The organism is Fictibacillus sp. UD, assembly GCF_043558025.1.
In the GTDB taxonomy this organism is placed as follows: Bacteria; Bacillota; Bacilli; order Bacillales; family Fictibacillaceae; genus Fictibacillus.
The window spans coordinates 79,856-99,367 of the sequence record NZ_JARUHH010000001.1; the positions used below are offsets into that span (position 1 = coordinate 79,856).

Annotated in this window: 21 protein-coding genes; 17 read left to right on the plus strand and 4 right to left on the minus strand. The window is 39.0% G+C overall.

Annotated elements, in window-relative coordinates:
* Positions 1-10: 10 nt before the first annotated feature.
* Complete coding sequence (locus P8610_RS00435; protein ID WP_289494792.1) at positions 11-319, minus strand: PepSY domain-containing protein; 309 nt, start codon at positions 317-319, stop codon at positions 11-13.
* A gap of 230 nt (positions 320-549) precedes the next feature.
* Between P8610_RS00435 and queD the strand changes: the two genes are divergently transcribed.
* The 5 genes from queD to P8610_RS00460 all read left to right on the plus strand — a co-directional run bounded on the left by queD (position 550) and on the right by P8610_RS00460 (position 4,101).
* On the plus strand, positions 550-1,032 hold the full coding sequence (queD, locus tag P8610_RS00440; protein ID WP_289494793.1) for a 6-carboxytetrahydropterin synthase QueD: 483 nt from the start codon (positions 550-552) through the stop codon (positions 1,030-1,032).
* Entirely contained in the window at positions 1,019-1,747 is a 729-nt protein-coding gene (locus P8610_RS00445; RefSeq protein ID WP_394602708.1) for a 7-carboxy-7-deazaguanine synthase QueE, read from the plus strand. Before queD ends, P8610_RS00445 begins: the two co-directional genes overlap by 14 nt.
* 2 nt (positions 1,748-1,749) lie before the next feature.
* The gene (gene queC / locus P8610_RS00450; protein ID WP_394602709.1) at positions 1,750-2,421 is read left to right on the plus strand and encodes a 7-cyano-7-deazaguanine synthase QueC; all 672 of its coding nucleotides are present in this window, start codon (positions 1,750-1,752) and stop codon (positions 2,419-2,421) included.
* A gap of 83 nt (positions 2,422-2,504) precedes the next feature.
* Entirely contained in the window at positions 2,505-3,575 is a 1,071-nt protein-coding gene (locus tag P8610_RS00455) for a M42 family metallopeptidase (protein WP_394602710.1), read from the plus strand.
* A gap of 13 nt (positions 3,576-3,588) precedes the next feature.
* Positions 3,589-4,101, plus strand: coding sequence for a DUF84 family protein (locus tag P8610_RS00460; RefSeq protein ID WP_394602711.1), 513 nt, complete (start codon positions 3,589-3,591; stop codon positions 4,099-4,101).
* Here P8610_RS00460 and P8610_RS00465 read toward each other — a convergent pair.
* The gene (locus P8610_RS00465) at positions 4,091-4,246 is read right to left on the minus strand and encodes a hypothetical protein (protein WP_394602712.1); all 156 of its coding nucleotides are present in this window, start codon (positions 4,244-4,246) and stop codon (positions 4,091-4,093) included. The two genes, P8610_RS00460 and P8610_RS00465, sit on opposite strands and share 11 nt — an antisense overlap.
* A gap of 185 nt (positions 4,247-4,431) precedes the next feature.
* On the opposite strand from P8610_RS00465, the gene P8610_RS00470 reads away from it, so the two are divergent.
* The gene (locus P8610_RS00470) at positions 4,432-4,698 is read left to right on the plus strand and encodes a hypothetical protein (protein ID WP_394602713.1); all 267 of its coding nucleotides are present in this window, start codon (positions 4,432-4,434) and stop codon (positions 4,696-4,698) included.
* 10 nt (positions 4,699-4,708) lie between these two features.
* Entirely contained in the window at positions 4,709-5,455 is a 747-nt protein-coding gene (mltG, locus tag P8610_RS00475) for an endolytic transglycosylase MltG (RefSeq protein WP_394603085.1), read from the plus strand.
* 35 nt (positions 5,456-5,490) lie between these two features.
* Here the strand turns inward: mltG and P8610_RS00480 are convergent, their stop codons facing one another.
* Positions 5,491-7,659 (minus strand): methyl-accepting chemotaxis protein, encoded by a 2,169-nt coding sequence (locus P8610_RS00480; RefSeq protein ID WP_394603086.1) that lies wholly within the window; start codon positions 7,657-7,659, stop codon positions 5,491-5,493.
* A 178-nt stretch (positions 7,660-7,837) separates the two neighbouring features.
* On the opposite strand from P8610_RS00480, the gene P8610_RS00485 reads away from it, so the two are divergent.
* From P8610_RS00485 to murC, 7 genes are all read left to right on the plus strand, one after another.
* Entirely contained in the window at positions 7,838-8,845 is a 1,008-nt protein-coding gene (locus P8610_RS00485) for a PTS transporter subunit IIC (RefSeq protein ID WP_394602714.1), read from the plus strand.
* 13 nt (positions 8,846-8,858) lie between these two features.
* Entirely contained in the window at positions 8,859-9,185 is a 327-nt protein-coding gene (locus P8610_RS00490) for a thioredoxin family protein (protein WP_394602715.1), read from the plus strand.
* 323 nt (positions 9,186-9,508) lie between these two features.
* On the plus strand, positions 9,509-9,934 hold the full coding sequence (queF, locus tag P8610_RS00495) for a preQ(1) synthase (RefSeq protein ID WP_066243842.1): 426 nt from the start codon (positions 9,509-9,511) through the stop codon (positions 9,932-9,934).
* Positions 9,935-10,007: 73 nt separating this feature from the next.
* Entirely contained in the window at positions 10,008-10,820 is an 813-nt protein-coding gene (locus P8610_RS00500) for a DUF1444 family protein (RefSeq protein ID WP_394602716.1), read from the plus strand.
* Positions 10,821-10,963: 143 nt separating this feature from the next.
* Positions 10,964-13,681 (plus strand): DNA translocase FtsK, encoded by a 2,718-nt coding sequence (locus P8610_RS00505; protein WP_394602717.1) that lies wholly within the window; start codon positions 10,964-10,966, stop codon positions 13,679-13,681.
* Positions 13,682-13,920: 239 nt separating this feature from the next.
* Positions 13,921-15,018 carry a nicotinate phosphoribosyltransferase gene (locus P8610_RS00510; RefSeq protein WP_394602718.1) on the plus strand — a complete coding sequence of 366 codons (1,098 nt, stop codon included), beginning with the start codon at positions 13,921-13,923 and terminating at the stop codon, positions 15,016-15,018.
* 234 nt (positions 15,019-15,252) lie between these two features.
* Positions 15,253-16,560, plus strand: a complete 1,308-nt coding sequence (gene murC / locus P8610_RS00515; protein WP_289494806.1) for a UDP-N-acetylmuramate--L-alanine ligase — start codon at positions 15,253-15,255, stop codon at positions 16,558-16,560.
* Between the two features lie 363 nt (positions 16,561-16,923).
* Here murC and P8610_RS00520 read toward each other — a convergent pair whose 3' ends face one another.
* A complete protein-coding gene (locus P8610_RS00520; protein WP_394602719.1) occupies positions 16,924-18,036 on the minus strand; it encodes an aminopeptidase in 1,113 nt (370 codons plus the stop codon).
* Positions 18,037-18,213: 177 nt separating this feature from the next.
* Between P8610_RS00520 and P8610_RS00525 the strand changes: the two genes are divergently transcribed.
* From P8610_RS00525 to ytxJ, 3 genes are all read left to right on the plus strand, one after another.
* Positions 18,214-18,669 (plus strand): DUF948 domain-containing protein, encoded by a 456-nt coding sequence (locus P8610_RS00525; protein WP_066243823.1) that lies wholly within the window; start codon positions 18,214-18,216, stop codon positions 18,667-18,669.
* Positions 18,670-19,086 (plus strand): YtxH domain-containing protein, encoded by a 417-nt coding sequence (locus P8610_RS00530; protein WP_394602720.1) that lies wholly within the window; start codon positions 18,670-18,672, stop codon positions 19,084-19,086.
* Positions 19,087-19,168: 82 nt separating this feature from the next.
* Positions 19,169-19,507: a bacillithiol system redox-active protein YtxJ gene (ytxJ, locus tag P8610_RS00535; RefSeq protein WP_289494809.1), complete on the plus strand. Its 339-nt coding sequence runs from the start codon at positions 19,169-19,171 to the stop codon at positions 19,505-19,507.
* Positions 19,508-19,512 lie beyond the last annotated feature (5 nt).

The following is a 19,512-nucleotide window of genomic DNA, read 5'->3' on the forward strand; positions in this document are numbered from 1 at the left end:
GGGCTTTTTATCACTTTTGAGCAAGTTGTAACAGCGTTCCTGTTTCAGCATCGATTAGAAACTCGAAATGTACGGCTTCACTTCCAGGAATGGAGTGAGAAAAGCCGCCTTTATATACAGAGTACGAAAGACCATGTACGTTTGCATCTTCGGGCTTAACGATGATCCAAGCTCCTGTAATGCTATAATGCTCACTTGCTTTTTCTTTCAATAGCTTTAAGGCTTTCTCTGGTGTGATGGATTCTGTTTGCTTTTTTGTAACCACATACCCTATTGCAGCGCCTGTCAGGCCTGCTAAGATCAGGTTTCTCCAATTCATGCGTTTTCCCACCTTATGTAAGTTCATTTTCATTTTCTACTTTTAGTATAACAAAGAAAAGCCTTCTTTTTCTTGTCTGTTTTTGATAAGATACTCATGATAATGATGGAGGGTTCGAAATTCCCACCCCTCTTAAAACAAAACTAGGGAGCGTGAAGAATGATTTTTTACACTCTCTGCGTTAGCAGAGTTTTTTTGTTTTCGTGCTCCACTCGAAAGGATGAACAGGAATGACATATAAAATTCCAACAGATGTTCAAGTACTGGATCGCGATATTAAACGCGAGCAGTTGAAGTATCATAATAAACGTGTTGCTGTGTGCAAAGAATTTACGTTTGATGCAGCTCATCATCTGCATTGTTATGAAGGAAAATGCAAAAACCTTCATGGACATACGTACAAGCTTGTTATTACAATGAGCGGTTTTGTAAATGAAATAGGAATAGCGGTAGATTTTGGAGAGATAAAAGAAATATTCAAAACGGCTATAGACAGCAAGCTCGATCACAGATATTTAAATGAGGTTCTTCCTCCAATGAATACAACTGCAGAAAATATGGTTGTTTGGATATGGGAACAAATCGATATTGAGTTGCAAATACGAGGCTTATCGAAGCAAGGACACAGATTGGAAGAATTAAAATTGTTTGAAACACCTACAAGCTTTGCCATTATGAAAAGAGAGTGGATGGTGGAAAATGAAAACATTTAATCTTCCGTCAAAAGATGTATGGAAACATTGGACAGTACCAATGGTTGAAATCTTTGAAACCGTTGAAGGAGAAGGTCTACAGGCAGGATATCCCACTGTTTTTGTTCGCGTTTTTCATTGTAACTTACGATGCACTTGGTGTGATACTACCTACAGCTATGCTCCTGCCAAGCCTGAGTTTGAAGCGTCTATAGAAGAAATTGTGAGTACAATTAAGTCGTTTCGATCACAGCGTATCTGTTTTACTGGTGGTGAGCCTCTTATCCACCGCGAAAAATCAGCTGCATTGCTCATGGCGATGGCAGATTTGGACCACATAGTAGATATTCATATTGAAACAAATGGTGCTATTGATTTACAGCCGTTTGAAAATATGCGTAACTCTCATCCTGATCTGCAAAAAAAGATGAGATTTGTGATGGATTATAAGCTCCCTGCTTCAGGTGAGATGGATAAAATGAACCTGGAAAACTTTAAAGAGCTCCAAAATCAAGATGAAATAAAATTTGTTGTAGGGTCAGAGGAAGATTTCGAAATCACAAAGCAGGTGGTCTCTGAACATTACCGAAATGGACAGATTTGTGTAAGTCCTGTTTGGGAAAGCATGCCACCCAGACGCCTTGTTGAACTTTTATTAGAAACTCCACTTCCTAATGCGAAGCTAAGTCTTCAGCTTCATAAGGTAATCTGGCATCCAGAGGAGAGAGGGGTTTAGCGATGAGTAAAAAAGCTGTTATTGTTTTAAGCGGTGGCCTTGATAGCACAACATGTATGGGAATTGCAAAAGCAGAGGGATACGATCTCTACCCGATAACGTTTCATTATGGACAGCGCCATAATCGAGAAGTGGAACAAGCGATTGAAGTTGGTAAGTTTTATAATGTGGAAGATCATAGAATTGTAGATCTTACGTTTTTAAAAGACATTGGAGGAAGTGCTCTTACCGATGAGAAAGTAGATGTTCCAACTGAGGCTGAAGAAGGCATTCCAGTTACCTATGTTCCTGCTAGAAATATGATATTCCTTTCACTTGCCAGTGCATATGCTGAAGTAATCGGAGCAACTGCTGTGTACACAGGAGTTTCTGCTGTAGATTTTAGCGGTTATCCGGATTGCCGGCCTGAATTCATTAAGAGCATGGAAGAAACGATTAACTTAGCAACAAAAGCAGGCGTAACAGGTAAGAACATTTCAGTGGAAACACCACTTATTCACTTGTCTAAAAAAGAAACGATTGAAAAAGGGTTGTCTCTCGATGTTCCATATGAACTAACAACATCTTGTTATAATGGAAAAGAGACGGCGTGCGGAAAATGTGACAGCTGTGTTCTGCGGTTAAAAGGATTTAAAGAAGCAGGTTCAGCTGATCCGATTCCATACGAAGTCTAGAACACTCATAAACCTAGAAAACCCCTTCTGATTAGGTGTACAATGAAAATGTATACGTGACCAATTAGAAGGGGTTGTTTTATATGAATGAAGAAACACTGAATTTGTTTAAGACGTTGACAGAACTTCCTGGTGCACCAGGTTTTGAGCGGGACATTCGTAAATTTGTTCGTAAGGAAATAGAGCCAGTATCAGATGAAGTCATTCAAGACGGACTGGGCAGTATTTTTGGTGTTAAAAAAGGCAGCGGCCCTAAAATCATGGTGGCAGGACACATGGACGAAGTAGGTTTCATGATAACGAAGGTTACAAGAAATGGAATGCTGAAGTTTCAAGAATTAGGCGGCTGGTGGAGCCAAGTATTATTAGCGCAGCGTGTTAATATCTACACAGATAAGGGAGATGTGATAACAGGAATTATTGGATCTACACCTCCACACCTGCTATCCGAAGATCAGCGCAACAGACCGATGGGGATTAAGAATATGTACATAGATATCGGAGCAGATGATGATCAGGATGCCTATAGCATGGGGATAAGACCAGGGCAGCAAATCGTACCGATCTGTCCGTTTACACCTATGGCCAATCCGAAAAAAATCATGGCTAAAGCATGGGACAACCGTTATGGTGTGGGACTAGCTATTGAACTGCTGAAAGAATTAAAAAATGAGACATTACCAAATGAATTATACAGTGGAGCTACTGTTCAAGAAGAAGTAGGGCTGCGCGGGTCAAAAACAGCAGCTAACCTCATCCAGCCTGACCTGTTTTTCGCACTTGATGCAAGTCCAGCGAACGACATGATGGGCGATAAAAGCGAATTTGGCCAGTTGGGTAAAGGGGCACTATTACGAATTTTAGACAGAACAATGGTTACACATAGAGGTATGAAAGAGTACATTCTAGATACAGCTGAAACTCATAACATACCGTATCAATACTTCATTTCTCAAGGCGGAACGGATGCTGGCAGTGTTCATGTCTCTGGGAATGGTGTACCATCTGCTGTGATCGGTATCTGTTCTCGTTACATTCACACACATGCTTCTATGATCCATGTTGATGACTATGCTGCTGCAAAAGAACTGCTCGTAAAGCTTGTGAAAACAGCGGATGAATCCACATTGAAAACAATACTAGAAAACAGCTAAGGAAGAGCGGGATATGAGAATTGGAATCGGATCAGAAAATCCTGCGAAAATTGAAGCAGTCAGGCCTTTTATAATGTATTTTAAAGATGCGAAACTTGTTTCTTATTCTTCAGATTCTTTAGTTTCTGCTCAACCTTTTTCGGATGAAGAAACAAAGGAAGGTGCCATTAACCGCGCAAAAGATTGTGTGAAGCAAGGAGCGGAAATCGGCCTTGGACTTGAGGGCGGTGTTATGGAAATGGCAGACGGTATGTACTTATGTAACTGGGGAGCGGTTGCTGATTCTGAAGGGAATATCTTCTCAGCAGCTGGAGCGAGAATTTTGCTTCCGAATGATGTTGTTCAAGGTTTGAAGCAAGGGAAAGAACTTGGAACGCTAATGGGGGAACTAACAAACGACCCTGAAATTAGAAAAAAAGATGGAGCGATTGGTGTTTTCACGAGTGGCATGTTGTCTCGAAGTGAGATGTTTTTGCATATATCCACGATTCTATTAGGGCAGTATGTCTATAACCTTAATAAATAGCTGATTTTGTAGTCAGTGTCGTTATTGAATGTAATTGATTTCCGTTCCAGGTGCTCGCTTTCCGCGGGGTAAGCGGTGTGCCACATTCGTAACGGTTCACTCTTAAGTGTCTCACCTGCCCGCCTGTCCCGCAGGAGTCTCGCACCTTCTACTACAATCAATTGTTCAAAGATGATAATAAAAAGATTTAAAAGCAACAATGCTTTACTGCCAAATAAAAAATGTACAGGCTGACAGCTAAGGTACTAAACCTTTTCTGTCAGCCTCTTTGTATGAACAGAACTGATCTGGGAAGATTAGAAACAAAAAGGTAGTAAGGCGGATTTTCTTTTGAATACATCTGTGAAGATCATCTTAATCATATTTCTTACCATTTTTGTTATTTTTGCAGGATGGATTATCTATGCGGTTATGCCTGCAGAGGGTTCAGCTGAAAAGCCCTTTATCGTGAAAGAAAGCAGTGATTTTTCCTCATTATCTCGGCGGCTAAAGAAAGAAGGATTTGTAAAAAACCCATTTCTGTTTAACGTCTACAGCACAATAACCGGGAAAAAAGAAAAAATTACAACTGGTGAACATACCCTAGCAGGGGGCTAATTATAAAGAGATTCTTGCAGACCTCTCCACGTTAAGTAAAGAAACAGAGGCTGATGAAGTTGTAGTTCCAGAAGGCTTGACCGTTATTGAAATGGCAGATCGTCTTAGCCAAAAAGGGATTGTAGATCGAGAAGCATTTCTTAACAAAGCAAAAACGTGGAATACGCTGACTAAAGAACAGCGAGAACAACTAAAATTCAATGATGAAGAATTACATCAAAAAGTAAAGTATGCTGTGGAAGGACTGCTTTATCCTGACACCTATTTCTTTGAAAAGAAAATGGATGAAGGAGATGTGATTCGTCAGATGATTGACCGTATGATTGAAAAAACAGCAAATATCAGAATCACCACAGATCAGACACCTTATGAAATGATCAAACTGGCATCAATTATCGAAGAAGAAGCTTTGTTGAATAAAGAGAAGCGAACTATTGCTGGCGTTTTTATAAACAGGATACGTGATGGGAAGAAACTTCAATCTTGTTCAACAGTTCAGTATTTACTAGATAAACCAAAAGCTGCCCTCAGAAGAAAAGACTTGAAAATAAAAAGTCCTTACAACACATATTTGAATGAGGGGCTTCCACCAAGTCCTATTGCAAGCCCAGATCTCACTTCTTTAAAAGCTGCGGCAGATCCAGAAAAACATGATTATTATTATTTTGTAGCTAAACAAGATGGCACTTGGAGCCATTACTTTTCAAAGACTTATAAACAACATAGAAAGTACACGCAATTGAGTGGAAATTATTAAAACCCGGTGAAAAGACACCGGGTTTTGGTATTTCATTATCTTTTTGATTCTTTATCCATTAAGCTATTCTCATCTTCTTGAATATCTGCTTCTTGAACATGATCGTTTGATTCAGCTTCTTCAACAGTATGTTTCTGATCTTCATCATCCTCTGCATCATAAGTGATAAATGAACCTGTTTCACTCTCATCAGTTGCAGCTGCAACTTCTTGATAAGTGTCGATAAACACTAAGTTCTCTTCTGAAACAGAAGCGGCTACTTCACCTAGTGAGAACTGATCCACCTCTTCTTGAAGTGAAAGGGCAATTTCTTGTAATTCAGTTGCTGCCAAATTCACTTGATGAATCGCTTCTTTTTGGTGAATGCTCGATGCACTTACCTGTTCACTTGTTGCTACGGACTCTTCAGAAATTGCACTAACTTCGAATAGTTTTTCAGATAAGTTTTCATTAGCTGATTCAACTCTGTTAATCGCACTCTTCACTTGAGTTATTCTTCCGTTGATCTGTGATACATTTTGAATGATGCTGCTGAACGCTTTTTCTGTCTGTTGAACGGACTCCATTTGGTCAATTCGATATTGCTCAAAGCGCACGGTCTCTTTTGATAACAATTCCATTTGATTCGTCATCGATTTAACGAGCTGCTGAATTCTAAGTGCTTCGTTTTTAGAACGTTCAGCAAGTTTTCTTACTTCGCTTGCAACTACTGAGAAGCCTCTTCCAGCTTCACCTGCTCGTGCAGATTCAATCGCTGCATTTAAGGCAAGAAGGTCAGTGCTTCCTGCGATTTCTTGGATAGTCTCGACAATTGAATTAATCTGTTTGGATTGTTGGCTTGCATCTTGAATTTCTGAAATAAGGCTTTGCGCTAATTCTAAAAAGTTTTCTGAATGTGTGTTTAGTTGATGAACGATGTTAGAGCCAGCTTTCCCATCGTTTTCCGCTTTTTGAGCATCGATTGAGATCTCGTCACTGATGTTTGCGGTCTCTTTTATGGATTCCGTCACTCCTGATAATAAAAGGGTGCATTCTTGCAGGTGATCTGCCTGACTTTGAGCACCTGTTGCAACTTGAGAGATTGCTTCGGTTACTTCATCACTTTGGGCAGTTGTTTCCTCGGATACTGCTGCTAAGTTTTGAGAAGAACTCGTTAATTTTTCAGCAGCATATTTTACTTCGGTCATTGATTTTTGCATTTTTTCTGCCATTCTATTAAAGGTTTGTGCCAGTTCATCCATCTCATCCTTAGAATGAGTTTCCACACGATACGAAAGATCACCCTCACCAATAACGGCTGCTCCTTCTTTTAGAGAGGAGATAGAAGATTGGATAGAACGCATTAGCCAAACGCCCATTACACTTAGAATAGAAAGAATCAAGATGCTTAAACCGATTAAGCTGATCGTAAGCCAAAACTTAACGGATTTTTGTTTATTCGTTAGTTCTGTGTTCTCTTTTTGCAAGCTTTTTTTTGCATCTGCAGTGGACTGATCCACAACACCTGCAATCTGCTCAAAAGTCTTCACATCATCATCGATCTTTTTAGTAATCGTTTGAATGGTATCTGCAGAAGTTGTATACTTTAATAATTTTGATTTAAAAGCTGATAATTGCTCCTCGGGCAGATTTTTTTCATCTAACATCCGATCAAAGACTACGGCACTTTCTTTGAAGTTTTCGACAGATGCGCCGTCATATTTGATGTGAATTTCTTTTTCATATGTTTGCATCTGCAAAAGATTGATTAATAAAACTTGGTCATTCATGCCTTTAACTGTTTCATAAAATTCGTTAGAAGTATCAGTCATCATCTGTTTTAAAGAATTGAGCTGGGTAGTCAAACCTGTTGCAGAATCAAACGATGTCTGATAAGCGGATAAGTCTTTCTCAATACCTTTTAAAGACGGATTGTTTGTTTCTTTAACGACTTTGCCTGTATCCTTTTGCAAGCTGCTGAGTAAAGACAATACATGTTGTTTAGATTCAGGGCTAGGTTTTCTTAAGTATTCTTGTTCGTGTTTACGTACTTCATTAAACGAACTTCGGACATCATTGCTAGACAGCAATGAAAGCTGAAGATTTTCTCTTTCCTTCTCCATTTGGGTGTTCTGCCATAAAAATAACCCAATAAATGCAAGTAATAGTATCATTCCGGCTAAACTGATAAGAAGCATCAGTTGTACTCTTTTACGAATCGACATCTTCAAATGTATCCCTCCCTGCCATTTTATCGGCTTTTTTTCAAATAAGTTTACGTTTGAAAGTAAAAAGAGAGAGGAAGTACGCTCTTCGTATTGACAGGTGTCTTTACACAAGAGTAAAACAAGATATAATGTTTTAGGGACATGTATGATCAGAAATGTAAAAGGAGTAAATAACATGAGGGATTTTCTGCAGAAAAAAGGAGTAAGTCTTTCTCCTAAAATATATTTCATCACAGGTTTTCAATATTTTGCACTTGGTCTGATGGCCTCTCTTATCGTAGGATTGATTTTAAAAACAATTGGCGAAGAGCTTTCTATACCTTTTTTTACTGAAATGGGACAGCTAGCGATGACGCTTATGGGTCCTGTCATTGGTACCGCAATAGCATTCGGATTAAAAGCACCTCCGCTTGTTATGTTCTCAGCAGGTATTGCGGGGGCAGCAGGAGCTGAATTAGGCAGTGTTGCAGGATGTTACGTAGCAGCGCTTATCGCGGTTGAAATTGGTAAGCTTGTATCTGGAGAAACCAAATTTGATATTCTTGTAACGCCTGCTGTAACCATTCTTACTGGGTATACGGTGGCAACTTTCATCGGACCAGGAATTGATTCGTTTATGAAGGGGTTTGGTCAGCTAGTCATGTGGTCCACTGATCAAAGACCTTTAATCATGGGTATTTTAGTAGCTATTTTATTAGGCTTTGCACTAACAGGTCCCATTTCCTCAGCTGCAATTGCGATGATGCTGGGGCTTGAAGGTCTTGCTGCAGGAGCGGCAACAATAGGATGTGCAGCGCAAATGATCGGGTTTGCTACCAGTTCTTTTAGGGAAAATGGATTTGGCGGCTGGTTGACACAAGGAATAGGTACGTCAAAACTTCAATTTCCAAACGTGGTGAAAAATCCGTTCATATTAATTCCTCCAACCGTTGCTGGAATCCTGTTAGCACCGATCGGAACGCTTTACTTTAAGATGGAAAACATTCCAGCAGGAGCGGGAATGGGTACAAGTGGACTTGTAGGGCAGATTATGACGCTCAGGACAATGGGCTTTACCTTTGAAACATTTCTTGCTATATTTATTTTGCATTTTGCTGGACCCATTATCATAAGTCTTGTGATTTCAGAGTGGTTAAGAAAAAAGGGTTATATAAAATTTGGCGATATGAAGCTGAATCAATAGGGAGTAATGTAATATGGAAAACATAAAATCAATTGAGCAATTTCAAGATACTATTAAAACCGGTGTAACAGTAGCTGTATTTTCTGCAGACTGGTGCCCGGATTGTGTTGTGATCAAGCCTATCCTGCCTGAGATTGAGGAAGAATTTTCTAGCTACCAATTTGTTTATGTGGATCGAGATGAGTTGATTGAGCTTTGCCAAGAGCTAGATATCTTTGGCATTCCAAGTTTCGTTGCTTTTAAAGAGGGCAAAGAAATTGGGCGTTATGTGAATAAAGAAAGAAAGACAAAAGAGCAGATTGTTGCCTTTTTAGAAGAGCTTAATATTCCTTCAAAATAGGTTAAAAGAGTATGTTATAATAACAAAAAATGATTTTTTAAATGGCTGTTCTTTATAATCCTTGTTGCTTTTGATAGTAGTTGATCTCCATTTCAGGTACTCGCTTTCCGCGGGGCAGGGAAGTTAGCTTTCTTGCTCCTGCGTCTAAAAGTAAAGCTATAGAAGTGTATTCCTCGTCGCATGCCTTGCGAGAAGATTTTCAAGTTGCAGGCACGCACCATACACTCCAATCAACTTGCAAATGGAGAGAAGTTAAATTAAATGATTTCAGAAGCAACAATAAATTGGAAAAAAGGGCCGTAAAATGAAGGGAAGTTTATTAAATGGCTAAAGTAGAAGTAAACCACAGCAAATATGAAGGAATACGTTTTGATATTCAAGATGAGAATGTAATCCTTGTTGATATATTAGAAACAATTCCTTACGAGTATGTAGGAAAGGATACACTAGTTACTATTCCAACAACAGAATTCACATCTGTATGTCCTTGGTCAGGTCTTCCGGATTTTGCTGATATTATCATCAGCTATATTCCAAACGAAGATTTAGTAGAAATGAAATCATTAAAATATTATTTAACATCATACCGTAACGTTGGAATTTACCAAGAGCATGCAACGAACCGCATTATGGAAGATCTTGCTAAACTCTTAAAACCAAAATACTTAAAGGTTACTGGAAACTGGAACGCTCGTGGCGGACTAGGAACAGAAGTAGTAGTAGAATATAAAGAAGATAGCAGCAAGTAATTGAAAAACCTCCATTCGGAGGTTTTTCACGTTAAATAGCGATGTGGTGTGGCATACAGAAAGGAGGAAAAAAATGAGCAGTTCAATTAAACTTAAAAAGACTTTAGAAGAAAGATTATCTGGTACTGATCGTGAATTTGCGTACGATAGAGAAGATGATACACTTCGAATAACAGACAAGAAAACAGGAAAAGGGGTTTCTCTTTCACTTGGAGGACTTAGCGCACGCTGGTCAAAGGAAAAAGACGTGCTTCTTGATAAGCTCGTTTATTACGTTGAAGAAGGATTGAAAGCTGCACATCAAAAAGCAGATAACAATCCTTTGTCCAATATTTTTCCTGTCATACGCTCGGCATCTTTTCCTTTAGAAACCCCTGAAGGAGAAATACTTTTTTATCAAGAACATACAGCTGAAACAAGAATATATTATGCTTTAGACCTAGGCAAAACCTATAAACTTTTAACGAATGATAAGATGAAGGGGTTAAAAGTGGATGAGTCTCAAGTTCTTGATGCAGCAAGATTTAATCTAAAACGCTTGGCAACAGACTTTAAAGAGGACCAGGTTGCAGGTAATACGTTCTACTTTCTAAATCATAATGATGGATATGATGCGAGCAGAATTCTAAATACAAATTTCTTAGAAGATATGAAGAAAAAGATTAATGGTGAAATGGCAGTGGCTGTACCGCATCAGGATGTACTGATCATTGCAGACATTAGGAATAAACAAGGCTATGATATTTTAGCTCAGATGGCGATGCAATTCTTTATGAATGGCCGTGTTCCGGTTACAGCATTACCTTTTTTGTACGAAAACAAAGAGCTTGAACCGATCTTTATACTAGCAAAGAATAAACCAGTAGAAGATGAAACAACTGATTGATATACAATAAAAAGCCGCTAGAGCCTCTAGTGGTTTTTATTCTTATCTTTTTCACGTGCATGTGCTATAGAAAATATTTAGACTATTGTTTCTCTTCTATTTTCGCTACAATAAAGAAACAACCAACAGAAATAGGTGAGAAAATGAGTTGGATAAAAAAATTAATGAATACATTTTTTGATGATGAAAATGAGGACGACTCCTTTTATGAGAAAGAGCATGATCAGCAGCAGCCTGTAAAAAAACAGCGGGCGACTGAGGAAGTGAATGTTTCTCCAAAGAACAAGCCTGCTCCTTTCGCAAATAATGGAAGAAGACCGTCACAATCGAATACACAGCATCCTGCAAAAATGCTGCATAAATATCCTGAAAACGCACCGTTCCGTTTTCCTGTTATTCCTGATGAAAAAACAGTGAAACCATCCATTCAACGCCATACATATCAGCCGAAAGAAACGAATGTTTACAAGGAAACGGTTCGAGAAGAAAAATCGTATCGAGAAGAACGACCAATTCGAGAACAGAGGCAACAAAAAAATGAACAGGGAAGATACCCATCCCATTCAGGGAAAATGAGTCAGGAGCCAAAACGACAACCGTTTAAAGCAACTCATGTTCCTTCTCCTGTATACGGTTTTGAAAGACGCAACAAAAATGCTGCACAAGATACTCCTGTTACGAAGGATGCACAACCTGAAGTGAAATCAAGGTTTACACCTACTGACGTTCCTTCTCCTGTGTACGGATACGGTAAGAGAAAACCTGAAGGTATTTTGTTCATAGGAAGAGACATACCATCCAAAGAATCGGTTGCTGAAGAACTATTAAAATCAGTTCAAGATACAATTCCTGCAGCAACAAAAGAAAACTTGATTGTTTCACAAGAGACTGTTCATGAGAACGTGCAGAATGATGTTATCGGTGAAAACGAACAACACAAGCAGGTTGAAAAAGAAACGCCTTCTCTATCAATAAATCAAATTGAGGCAGATAAACATAACACCTTTGACTCAATAGAAATCCGCACAGAGCCTGAAGCAGTGTATGAAACGGAAGAAGAGCATAATAGTGTTTCAGAAACAGAAAGTGTTACAGAATCAGTACATTTTAGAAATCAATACAGCGAGAGGTTTGAGCCTGAAGTATCAAATGATCAAGATCACGAGAAACATTCTATTGTGGAAGAACCAACATTCGCTGAAGAGGTAATCCCTTCTGAAAAGAAAGTTGTTTCAGAAATAGTAGAGCAAAGGGCAGAGTCTCAGCCGAAACGCGAGGCACCAAAAAGTGGCGGGCAATATGTTCCTTTTAATGTACTCATGCTTAAAAAGGATCGAAAAACTCATCCAAACAAAGGTCAAGCTCAACCTCTGCCTCAAAACAGACAGACTGTAAACACAGAAAGAAGGGTACCAGTCAGCGATGTAAATAGCGGAAATCAGCTTTTTGTACCACTTTCATTCTTAAATAAAGCAAAGATGTCACTTGAAGATGATGATCTATGGCTAAACGACCAAAAACAAACCTTGCAGTCCACACTAGATAATTTTAATGTGAACGCAAAAGTAGTACACATGACAAAAGGTCCTGCAGTTACAAGGTTTGAAGTTCAGCCTGCTCCTGGTGTTAAAGTAAATAAGATCACAAACTTAACAGATGATATTAAACTTAGTTTGGCTGCTCGTGACATACGAATTGAGGCGCCGATACCAGGGAAGAATGCAATCGGTATAGAAGTTCCAAACCAGCATAGCAGAGCCGTGTTTCTGCGTGAGATCATAGAGCATGATGTGTTCAAGGATTCTGCTTCTTCCTTAACCGTTGCGCTTGGATTAGATATTTCAGGGGCACCTGTTGTAACTGATCTTCAAAAAATGCCGCATGGATTAATCGCAGGAGCTACTGGATCAGGCAAGAGTGTTTGTATTAATTCTATTCTAGTAAGCTTGCTGTATAAATCAAAACCGGAAGATGTAAGATTGTTGCTTGTTGACCCTAAGATGGTTGAGCTTGCTCCTTACAATCATATCCCGCATCTAGTAACACCTGTTATAACGGATGCAAAAGAAGCTACTGCTGCATTAAAATGGGCGGTTGAAGAAATGGAACGCCGATACGAGGAGTTTGCAAAAACCGGTGTTCGCGAAATCAAACGTTACAATCAGAAGATGGAAGAAGAACAGCATTATAAAAACAAGATGCCTTATATTGTTGTGGTGATTGATGAGCTAGCAGATCTGATGATGGTTTCGCCTCAAGAAGTTGAAGAAGCGATCTGCCGAATTGCGCAAAAAGCAAGAGCCTGCGGTATTCACTTACTATTGGCTACACAGCGTCCATCTGTTGATGTAATCACTGGCCTTATAAAAGCAAACGTACCGACACGAACTGCATTTGCCGTATCATCTGCAATTGATTCGCGTACCATACTTGATATGAGTGGTGCAGAGCGATTATTAGGACGAGGCGATATGCTATTTATGGAAAATGGATCAAATAAGGCGGTCCGTATTCAAGGAACTTTCGTGTCAGACGAAGAGATTGAAGAAGTGACTCGTTATGTTAAAGAGGAATATCAAACAGATTATCTGTTTACTCGTGAAGAGCTGATCCAGCATCAGCAGACAACTGAAGTAGAAGATGAACTTTTTGAGGAAGCTTGTTACTACGTAATCGAAGTTGGGGCAGCATCATCTTCCAGTCTGCAGCGCAGATTTAGAATCGGCTACAACCGTGCAGCAAGATTAGTAGATATGATGGAAGGCTTCGGATTAGTATCTGAAGCGATGGGAAGTAAACCAAGACATGTTCTTTTAACACAAGAAGAACTAGAGAGTCGATTATATAGCGGAGTTGAATAATATGTAGAGCTGGTTGTGGGTGATGCCCAATACCAGCTCTTTCATTTTTGAGGGAGCGACTTCTTCAACATATTGAATGCAGTTACATCAAAACTCTTCACTGCACTATGCAGTCTAGTATCCTTAGTTCTAGTCTAAATAAATGATTTTCTTGAGTTATTGCGCCTTGTTCGCTATTATAGTGTGGGGAATAGTTCCCTTCTTTTTATACGATGTAAAAAGTCATGAGGAGTAAATAGATGAAAGAAATAGAATTAAAGCTGCAAGGTAAAATCAAGCGGCTTACGAATAAAACCTTTAAATTTGATGAACGAATCAGAGAAGGCTGGTTCTCTGCCGTTTATTTTCTTAAAACATGTGAGATTGTAGAATCTTTTAAGCCTGATAATATCGTTACGATGCAGTTTTTTCAAAAAAGCGATGCGGTCTTATGCGGTTCTGACGAAGCGATTGCTCTTATCAAAACGTTTGCTAAGAGCCCTGAATCTTTAGAGATTCACTCGCTAAAAGATGGTGATAAAATATCTCCATTCGAAACGGTTTTAACAATTAAGGGACCTTATCAAAATTTTGGTTTCTTAGAGGGAATGATTGATGGAATTCTAGCCAGAAGAACATCAGTTGCAACGAATGTTTATAATGTCGTTAAAGCTGCAAGTAAATCTGGCGTTCAGAAGCCTGTCATCTTCATGGGCGATCGAGATGATCATTTTGCACAGCAAGCAGGAGATGGCTATGCTTCTTACATCGGAGGATCAACTGCACAGGCTACACATGCGATGAATGAATGGTGGGGCAAAAAAGGAATGGGTACGATGCCTCATGCGCTGATTCAAATTTTTAACGGAGATATTGTGGAAGCTACCAAAGCGTATCACACGAAATATCCTGAAGATGACCTTATCTCCCTCGTTGATTATAACAACGATGTGATTACAGACGCTCTGAAAGTTGCGAGAGAGTTTGGGGAAACGCTAAAAGGGGTAAGGGTTGATACTTCAAGAACTATGGTTGATCAATACTTCTTTAGAAATCCAGACGTATTAGGTTCTTTTGATCCTAGAGGTGTTAATCCTGAACTAATATTTGCACTTCGCAAAGCACTGGATGAAGAAGGATTTCATCATGTGAAAATAGTGGTAAGCGGAGGATTTAAGAAAGAACGAATTGAACAGTTTGAAGAGCAAAAAGTTCCTGTAGATATTTATGGAGTCGGAAGCAATCTATTAAAGATCAACATAGGATTTACAGGGGACAATGTAATGATGAATGAGCAGCATCAAGCAAAAGCAGGAAGAATCTATCGCCATAATCCGAGGCTTGAGCTTGTAGAATAGGCGATATCGAAATCATTATTTTGGAGAAGTTGGGTAAAAATAGGTAAGTATAGGTTTTACAGTCTATTAGTTTTTTATCATTTGTCTATCATGGTGATGAGACAACAACTTTGCTATAATGGTTCAAGTATTCGGAATCAAGCCTGAATGTGCATAAATAACCAATCCATACATCAGGCATATAATAATACAAATAGGCCTTTTAGAAGGTGTTCTTTTTGTGGAGGGCTATACATGACAAAATACCATTTTATTGGAATTAAAGGGACGGGAATGAGCCCGCTGGCACAAATCCTTCATGACATTGGTCATGACGTACAAGGATCTGATATTGATCAATATATCTTTACACAGGCAGCACTTGAAGAGAAAAACATTCCGGTTCTACCGTTTGACAAAAACAACATTGAAGAAGGTCAAATCATTATCGCGGGTAACGCATTCGGTGAGCAGCATGAGGAGATTCAAGCTGCGAATGAAAAGAATATTCCTATTCACAGATATCACCATTTCCTAGGTGAGTTTCTATCTAACTTCACTTCTATCGCTGTAACAGGTTCTCACGGGAAAACTTCTACAACAGGATTATTAGCTCATGTTGTAGGCGCTGCAAAACCTACATCGTATTTAATAGGAGATGGAACTGGAAAAGGAAGCAAAGGAAGCGAATATTTTGTGTTCGAATCATGTGAATATCGCAGACACTTCCTTTCATATCACCCAGATTATGCGATCATCACAAACATTGATTTTGATCATCCTGATTATTTTACTGATTTAAAAGATGTTATCAGCGCTTTTCAATCGATGGCGATGCAAGTGAAGAAGGCTATTATCGCATGTGGTGATGATGCTAATCTTCAAGAAATTCATGCGCAGGTTCCAGTTGTGTTCTACGGCTTTGGCGACCACAATGATTTTCAAGCTAAAAATGTTAATCGTGGTGATGAAGGTACTACTTTCGATGTATTTGTGCGCAACACATTCTACGGAACTTTCCAGATTCCTGGGTATGGAACGCATAACGTATTGAATGCATTAGCTGTAATTGCAATCTGTCATTACGAAACACTTCCGATGGATATTATTAAAGAGCAGCTGAAGACCTTTACGGGCGTTAAAAGACGTTTTTCTGAAAAATCTGTTGGTGATCAAATCTTAATCGATGACTATGCACACCATCCAACAGAAATTAAAGTAACAATTGAAGCGACAAAATATAAATATAAGAATCGTGAAGTCGTCGCAATCTTCCAGCCGCATACCTTCACAAGAACAAAAACGTTCTTAGATGAATTTGCAGCAAGCTTAAGTGAAGCAGATCATGTGTATCTGTGCGATATCTTTGGTTCTGCTAGAGAAAATGCAGGAAATCTTTCAATTGAGAACTTGAAAGAAAAGATTCCAAACGCTAAACTGATCTCTGAAGAAAACGTGGATGTATTAAAAGAATATAACGATGGAGTTTTGTTGTTCATGGGAGCTGGAGATATCCAGAAATTCCAAAGAGCATACGAAGAAACGCTTACTGCAACTCCATAAAAAAAAAGACTTGCCAATTTCGGCAAGTCTTTTTTTCACTTGGAAGTAGTTAATTTCCGTTCCAGGTGCTCGCTTTCCGCGGGGCAGGCGGTGAGCTACATTTGTACGTTTCACTCTTAAGTGTCTCACCTGTCTAGTTGCAGTGGCTAGCCCCTCGAGGTCAAAAGCTAAATGATCCAGAAGGCAAATTGCGCCTTCCTAGCTCATTCACCTTTTGCTTGTCGGGGCTGAACGAGCCACTTCCACTTTTCGGACTGCCCACCTCAGGAGTCTCACACCTTGCACTCCAATCAACTTGTCAAAGAAGCAAATTATCAAAAAGAGTGTATAGTAACATTCTTTTACAATAAGTAAGCTCTTGGATTACCTTAAGTTCTCAGGGTTTAATTGCTCTAGCTCAGGCAGAACGAATACGCCATCTTTACGAATCAATACATCGTCAAAGTAGATCTCTCCGCCGCCGTAATCAGGACGCTGAATCATAACCATATCCCAGTGGATGTTAGATTCATTTCCATTATACGCTTCTTCGTACGCTTGACCAGGAGTGAAGTGGAAGCTTCCATCGATCTTCTCATCGAATAAAATATCCTTCATTGGATGTTTGATGAATGGATTGACCCCGATTGCAAATTCCCCAACATAACGAGAACCTTCGTCTGTGTCAAAGATCTTGTTAATCCGCTCAGAGTCGTTTGCGGTAGCTTTTACAATTTTTCCATTTTCAAACGTTAGCTGTACATTTTCAAAAGTAAAGCCGTTGTATGGTGATGGTGTGTTATAAGAGATCGTTCCGTTAACTGAGTCTTTAACAGGAGCTGTAAATACTTCACCATCTGGAATGTTGTTTTGGCCAGAGCATTTGATGGATGGAATATCTTTGATTGAGAATGAAAGGTCAGTTCCTGGTCCAGTAATTCGAACTTTATCCGTCTTATCCATCAAATCTTTTAAAGCTGTCATCGCATCGTCCATTTTTCCGTAATCCAAGTTGCACACGTTAAAATAGAAGTCTTCAAAAGCTTCTGTACTCATGCTCGCTGATTGGGCCATAGAGGCGTTCGGATAACGAAGTACACACCATTTCGTTTTTTTGATACGAATCTTGCGGTGCATCGCAAAAATTGTCTTTTCATAAAGCGCCATCTTTTCAGATGGTACATCTGACATTTCATTAATGTTATCGCCTGACCGAAGACCGATGTAAGCGTCCATTTGGCTCATTAGGTCACCTTCATGTTTAGCGATCATTTCCATTTGTTCTTCAGAAGCTTGTGTGTATTGCGCACGCATAACAGAGTGATCTTTTAATAATACGAAAGGATATCCTCCAGCAGCATATGCCTCTTGAACAAGTGCGTTTACTAACTCTTTTTGAAGGCCGAAGTTTTCAATTAAGACTTTTTCGCCTTTTTGCAGATTTACTGAGTATGTAATTAAATTTTTCGCGAGTTGTTGTATTCTTGGATCTCTCATTCTTGATAAAGCCCCCTAATGTATTTAATATCTTCTTTATTTTAACTCAATTTAAACAATTTGTAATGTTCTAGAAAAGGATTTTGACGAATCAGAAAGAATACTTAATAAAACACGTTTCCTTTGATAAAAACTCGGGAAAAAGCAATAATATACTTTCAGGAGGTGTCTCGTTTAATGGAAATTATTATTTCAATCAGTGTAGCTCTAATCGCAGTTGCATTTGTCGTACTCGTTTATTTTTTATCAAGGGCTTTGAAATCTTTACAAACCACCCTCGATCATGTCGCGGTAACGCTAGAAAGTCTAGAAAAACAATTAGATGGCGTAACGCGCGAGACAACCGATTTGTTACATAAGACAAACCAGTTAGCCGAGGATGTTCAAAAGAAATCAGATTCTCTTAACCATGTTTTTTCCGCAGTACAAGATTTCGGTCAATCTGTTCAAAAGGTGAACCAATCTGTCCGCAAAGTAACTGACCAAATAACGGTTGAAACAGAGCGGCAGTCTAAGCAAATATCGCAAGCGGTTCAATGGGGTAACGCAGCATTGAATTTATGGGAGAAATACAAACTCAAAAAATCCAATGTTGAAACAACACAAAGACAATATTCTAGAGGAGGAGTGTAAATGAGCAACAACAACAATCAAAACATTGACAGCAAGGATTTTATTATCGGTGCTCTTGTTGGTGGTATGTTAGGGGCTGCAGCAGCGTTATTATTAGCGCCAAAAGCAGGTAAGGAATTACGCAGCGACCTGAACGAACAGGCGGTATATCTAAAGGATAAAAGTAACGAGTTCTCTCATTTGGCTCGTGAAAAATCCTCCAATATTGTTCGTACAGTTTCTGAGCAATCAAACCAAGTTGCAACAAAAGTGAAAGATTTAACTTCTAATCTTCGCAAAGACATTGATAAGTGGCGTTTAAAAGAAGAAGAAAACGCGTCCGAGTTATATGGTGAGATTACAGACGATATCCAGGACGAAGGACAATTAGATTACGATCCTGCAAATGAACAAGAACTAGTAGAGCAAAAATATTGATAAGTAAAGTGTAAATATGAAAAGATAAGAAAAAGAACTTGTTTCTTTTTCTTTTCTTTTTATTATGGAGGTAGAATTCGATATGTCACTTATTCAATTACACAACGAACAAGATTGGAATTTAGTAAAAGAGCAAAGAAACCGTATCATTATCATGAAAAACAGCACGACATGCCCTGTCAGTCATGAAGCGTTTAAGGAATTCCAAAAGTTTGCAGCTGATCATGAAAGCGAAACGCTATATTACTTGAACGTACAAGATTCAAGACCTCTTTCCAATTTAATTGCAGAACAAACAGGTGTGAAGCATGAATCACCACAAGTATTAATCTTTGAAGGTAACACAGTGGTTTGGCATGATTCTCACTGGAACATTACGAATAAAAAACTTGCTCAAGCAAATGAAAAAACAAAAGCGTAGCAGAA

What these genes read in the sequence shown, in the direction of transcription:
- P8610_RS00445 (WP_394602708.1), top strand. Translation starts at nt 1,019, where the DNA reads ATGAAAACATTTAATCTTCCGTCAAAAGATGTATGGAAACATTGGACA.
- P8610_RS00520 (WP_394602719.1), bottom strand. Translation starts at nt 18,036, where the DNA reads ATGAGAGATCCAAGAATACAACAACTCGCGAAAAATTTAATTACATAC.
- P8610_RS00500 (WP_394602716.1), top strand. Translation starts at nt 10,008, where the DNA reads ATGAGCAGTTCAATTAAACTTAAAAAGACTTTAGAAGAAAGATTATCT.
- P8610_RS00460 (WP_394602711.1), top strand. Translation starts at nt 3,589, where the DNA reads ATGAGAATTGGAATCGGATCAGAAAATCCTGCGAAAATTGAAGCAGTC.
- P8610_RS00485 (WP_394602714.1), top strand. Translation starts at nt 7,838, where the DNA reads ATGAGGGATTTTCTGCAGAAAAAAGGAGTAAGTCTTTCTCCTAAAATA.
- queF (WP_066243842.1), top strand. Translation starts at nt 9,509, where the DNA reads ATGGCTAAAGTAGAAGTAAACCACAGCAAATATGAAGGAATACGTTTT.
- P8610_RS00530 (WP_394602720.1), top strand. Translation starts at nt 18,670, where the DNA reads ATGAGCAACAACAACAATCAAAACATTGACAGCAAGGATTTTATTATC.
- P8610_RS00455 (WP_394602710.1), top strand. Translation starts at nt 2,505, where the DNA reads ATGAATGAAGAAACACTGAATTTGTTTAAGACGTTGACAGAACTTCCT.
- P8610_RS00490 (WP_394602715.1), top strand. Translation starts at nt 8,859, where the DNA reads ATGGAAAACATAAAATCAATTGAGCAATTTCAAGATACTATTAAAACC.
- P8610_RS00525 (WP_066243823.1), top strand. Translation starts at nt 18,214, where the DNA reads ATGGAAATTATTATTTCAATCAGTGTAGCTCTAATCGCAGTTGCATTT.
- queD (WP_289494793.1), top strand. Translation starts at nt 550, where the DNA reads ATGACATATAAAATTCCAACAGATGTTCAAGTACTGGATCGCGATATT.
- P8610_RS00435 (WP_289494792.1), bottom strand. Translation starts at nt 319, where the DNA reads ATGAATTGGAGAAACCTGATCTTAGCAGGCCTGACAGGCGCTGCAATA.
- ytxJ (WP_289494809.1), top strand. Translation starts at nt 19,169, where the DNA reads ATGTCACTTATTCAATTACACAACGAACAAGATTGGAATTTAGTAAAA.
- P8610_RS00480 (WP_394603086.1), bottom strand. Translation starts at nt 7,659, where the DNA reads ATGTCGATTCGTAAAAGAGTACAACTGATGCTTCTTATCAGTTTAGCC.
- P8610_RS00510 (WP_394602718.1), top strand. Translation starts at nt 13,921, where the DNA reads ATGAAAGAAATAGAATTAAAGCTGCAAGGTAAAATCAAGCGGCTTACG.
- P8610_RS00505 (WP_394602717.1), top strand. Translation starts at nt 10,964, where the DNA reads ATGAGTTGGATAAAAAAATTAATGAATACATTTTTTGATGATGAAAAT.
- queC (WP_394602709.1), top strand. Translation starts at nt 1,750, where the DNA reads ATGAGTAAAAAAGCTGTTATTGTTTTAAGCGGTGGCCTTGATAGCACA.
- murC (WP_289494806.1), top strand. Translation starts at nt 15,253, where the DNA reads ATGACAAAATACCATTTTATTGGAATTAAAGGGACGGGAATGAGCCCG.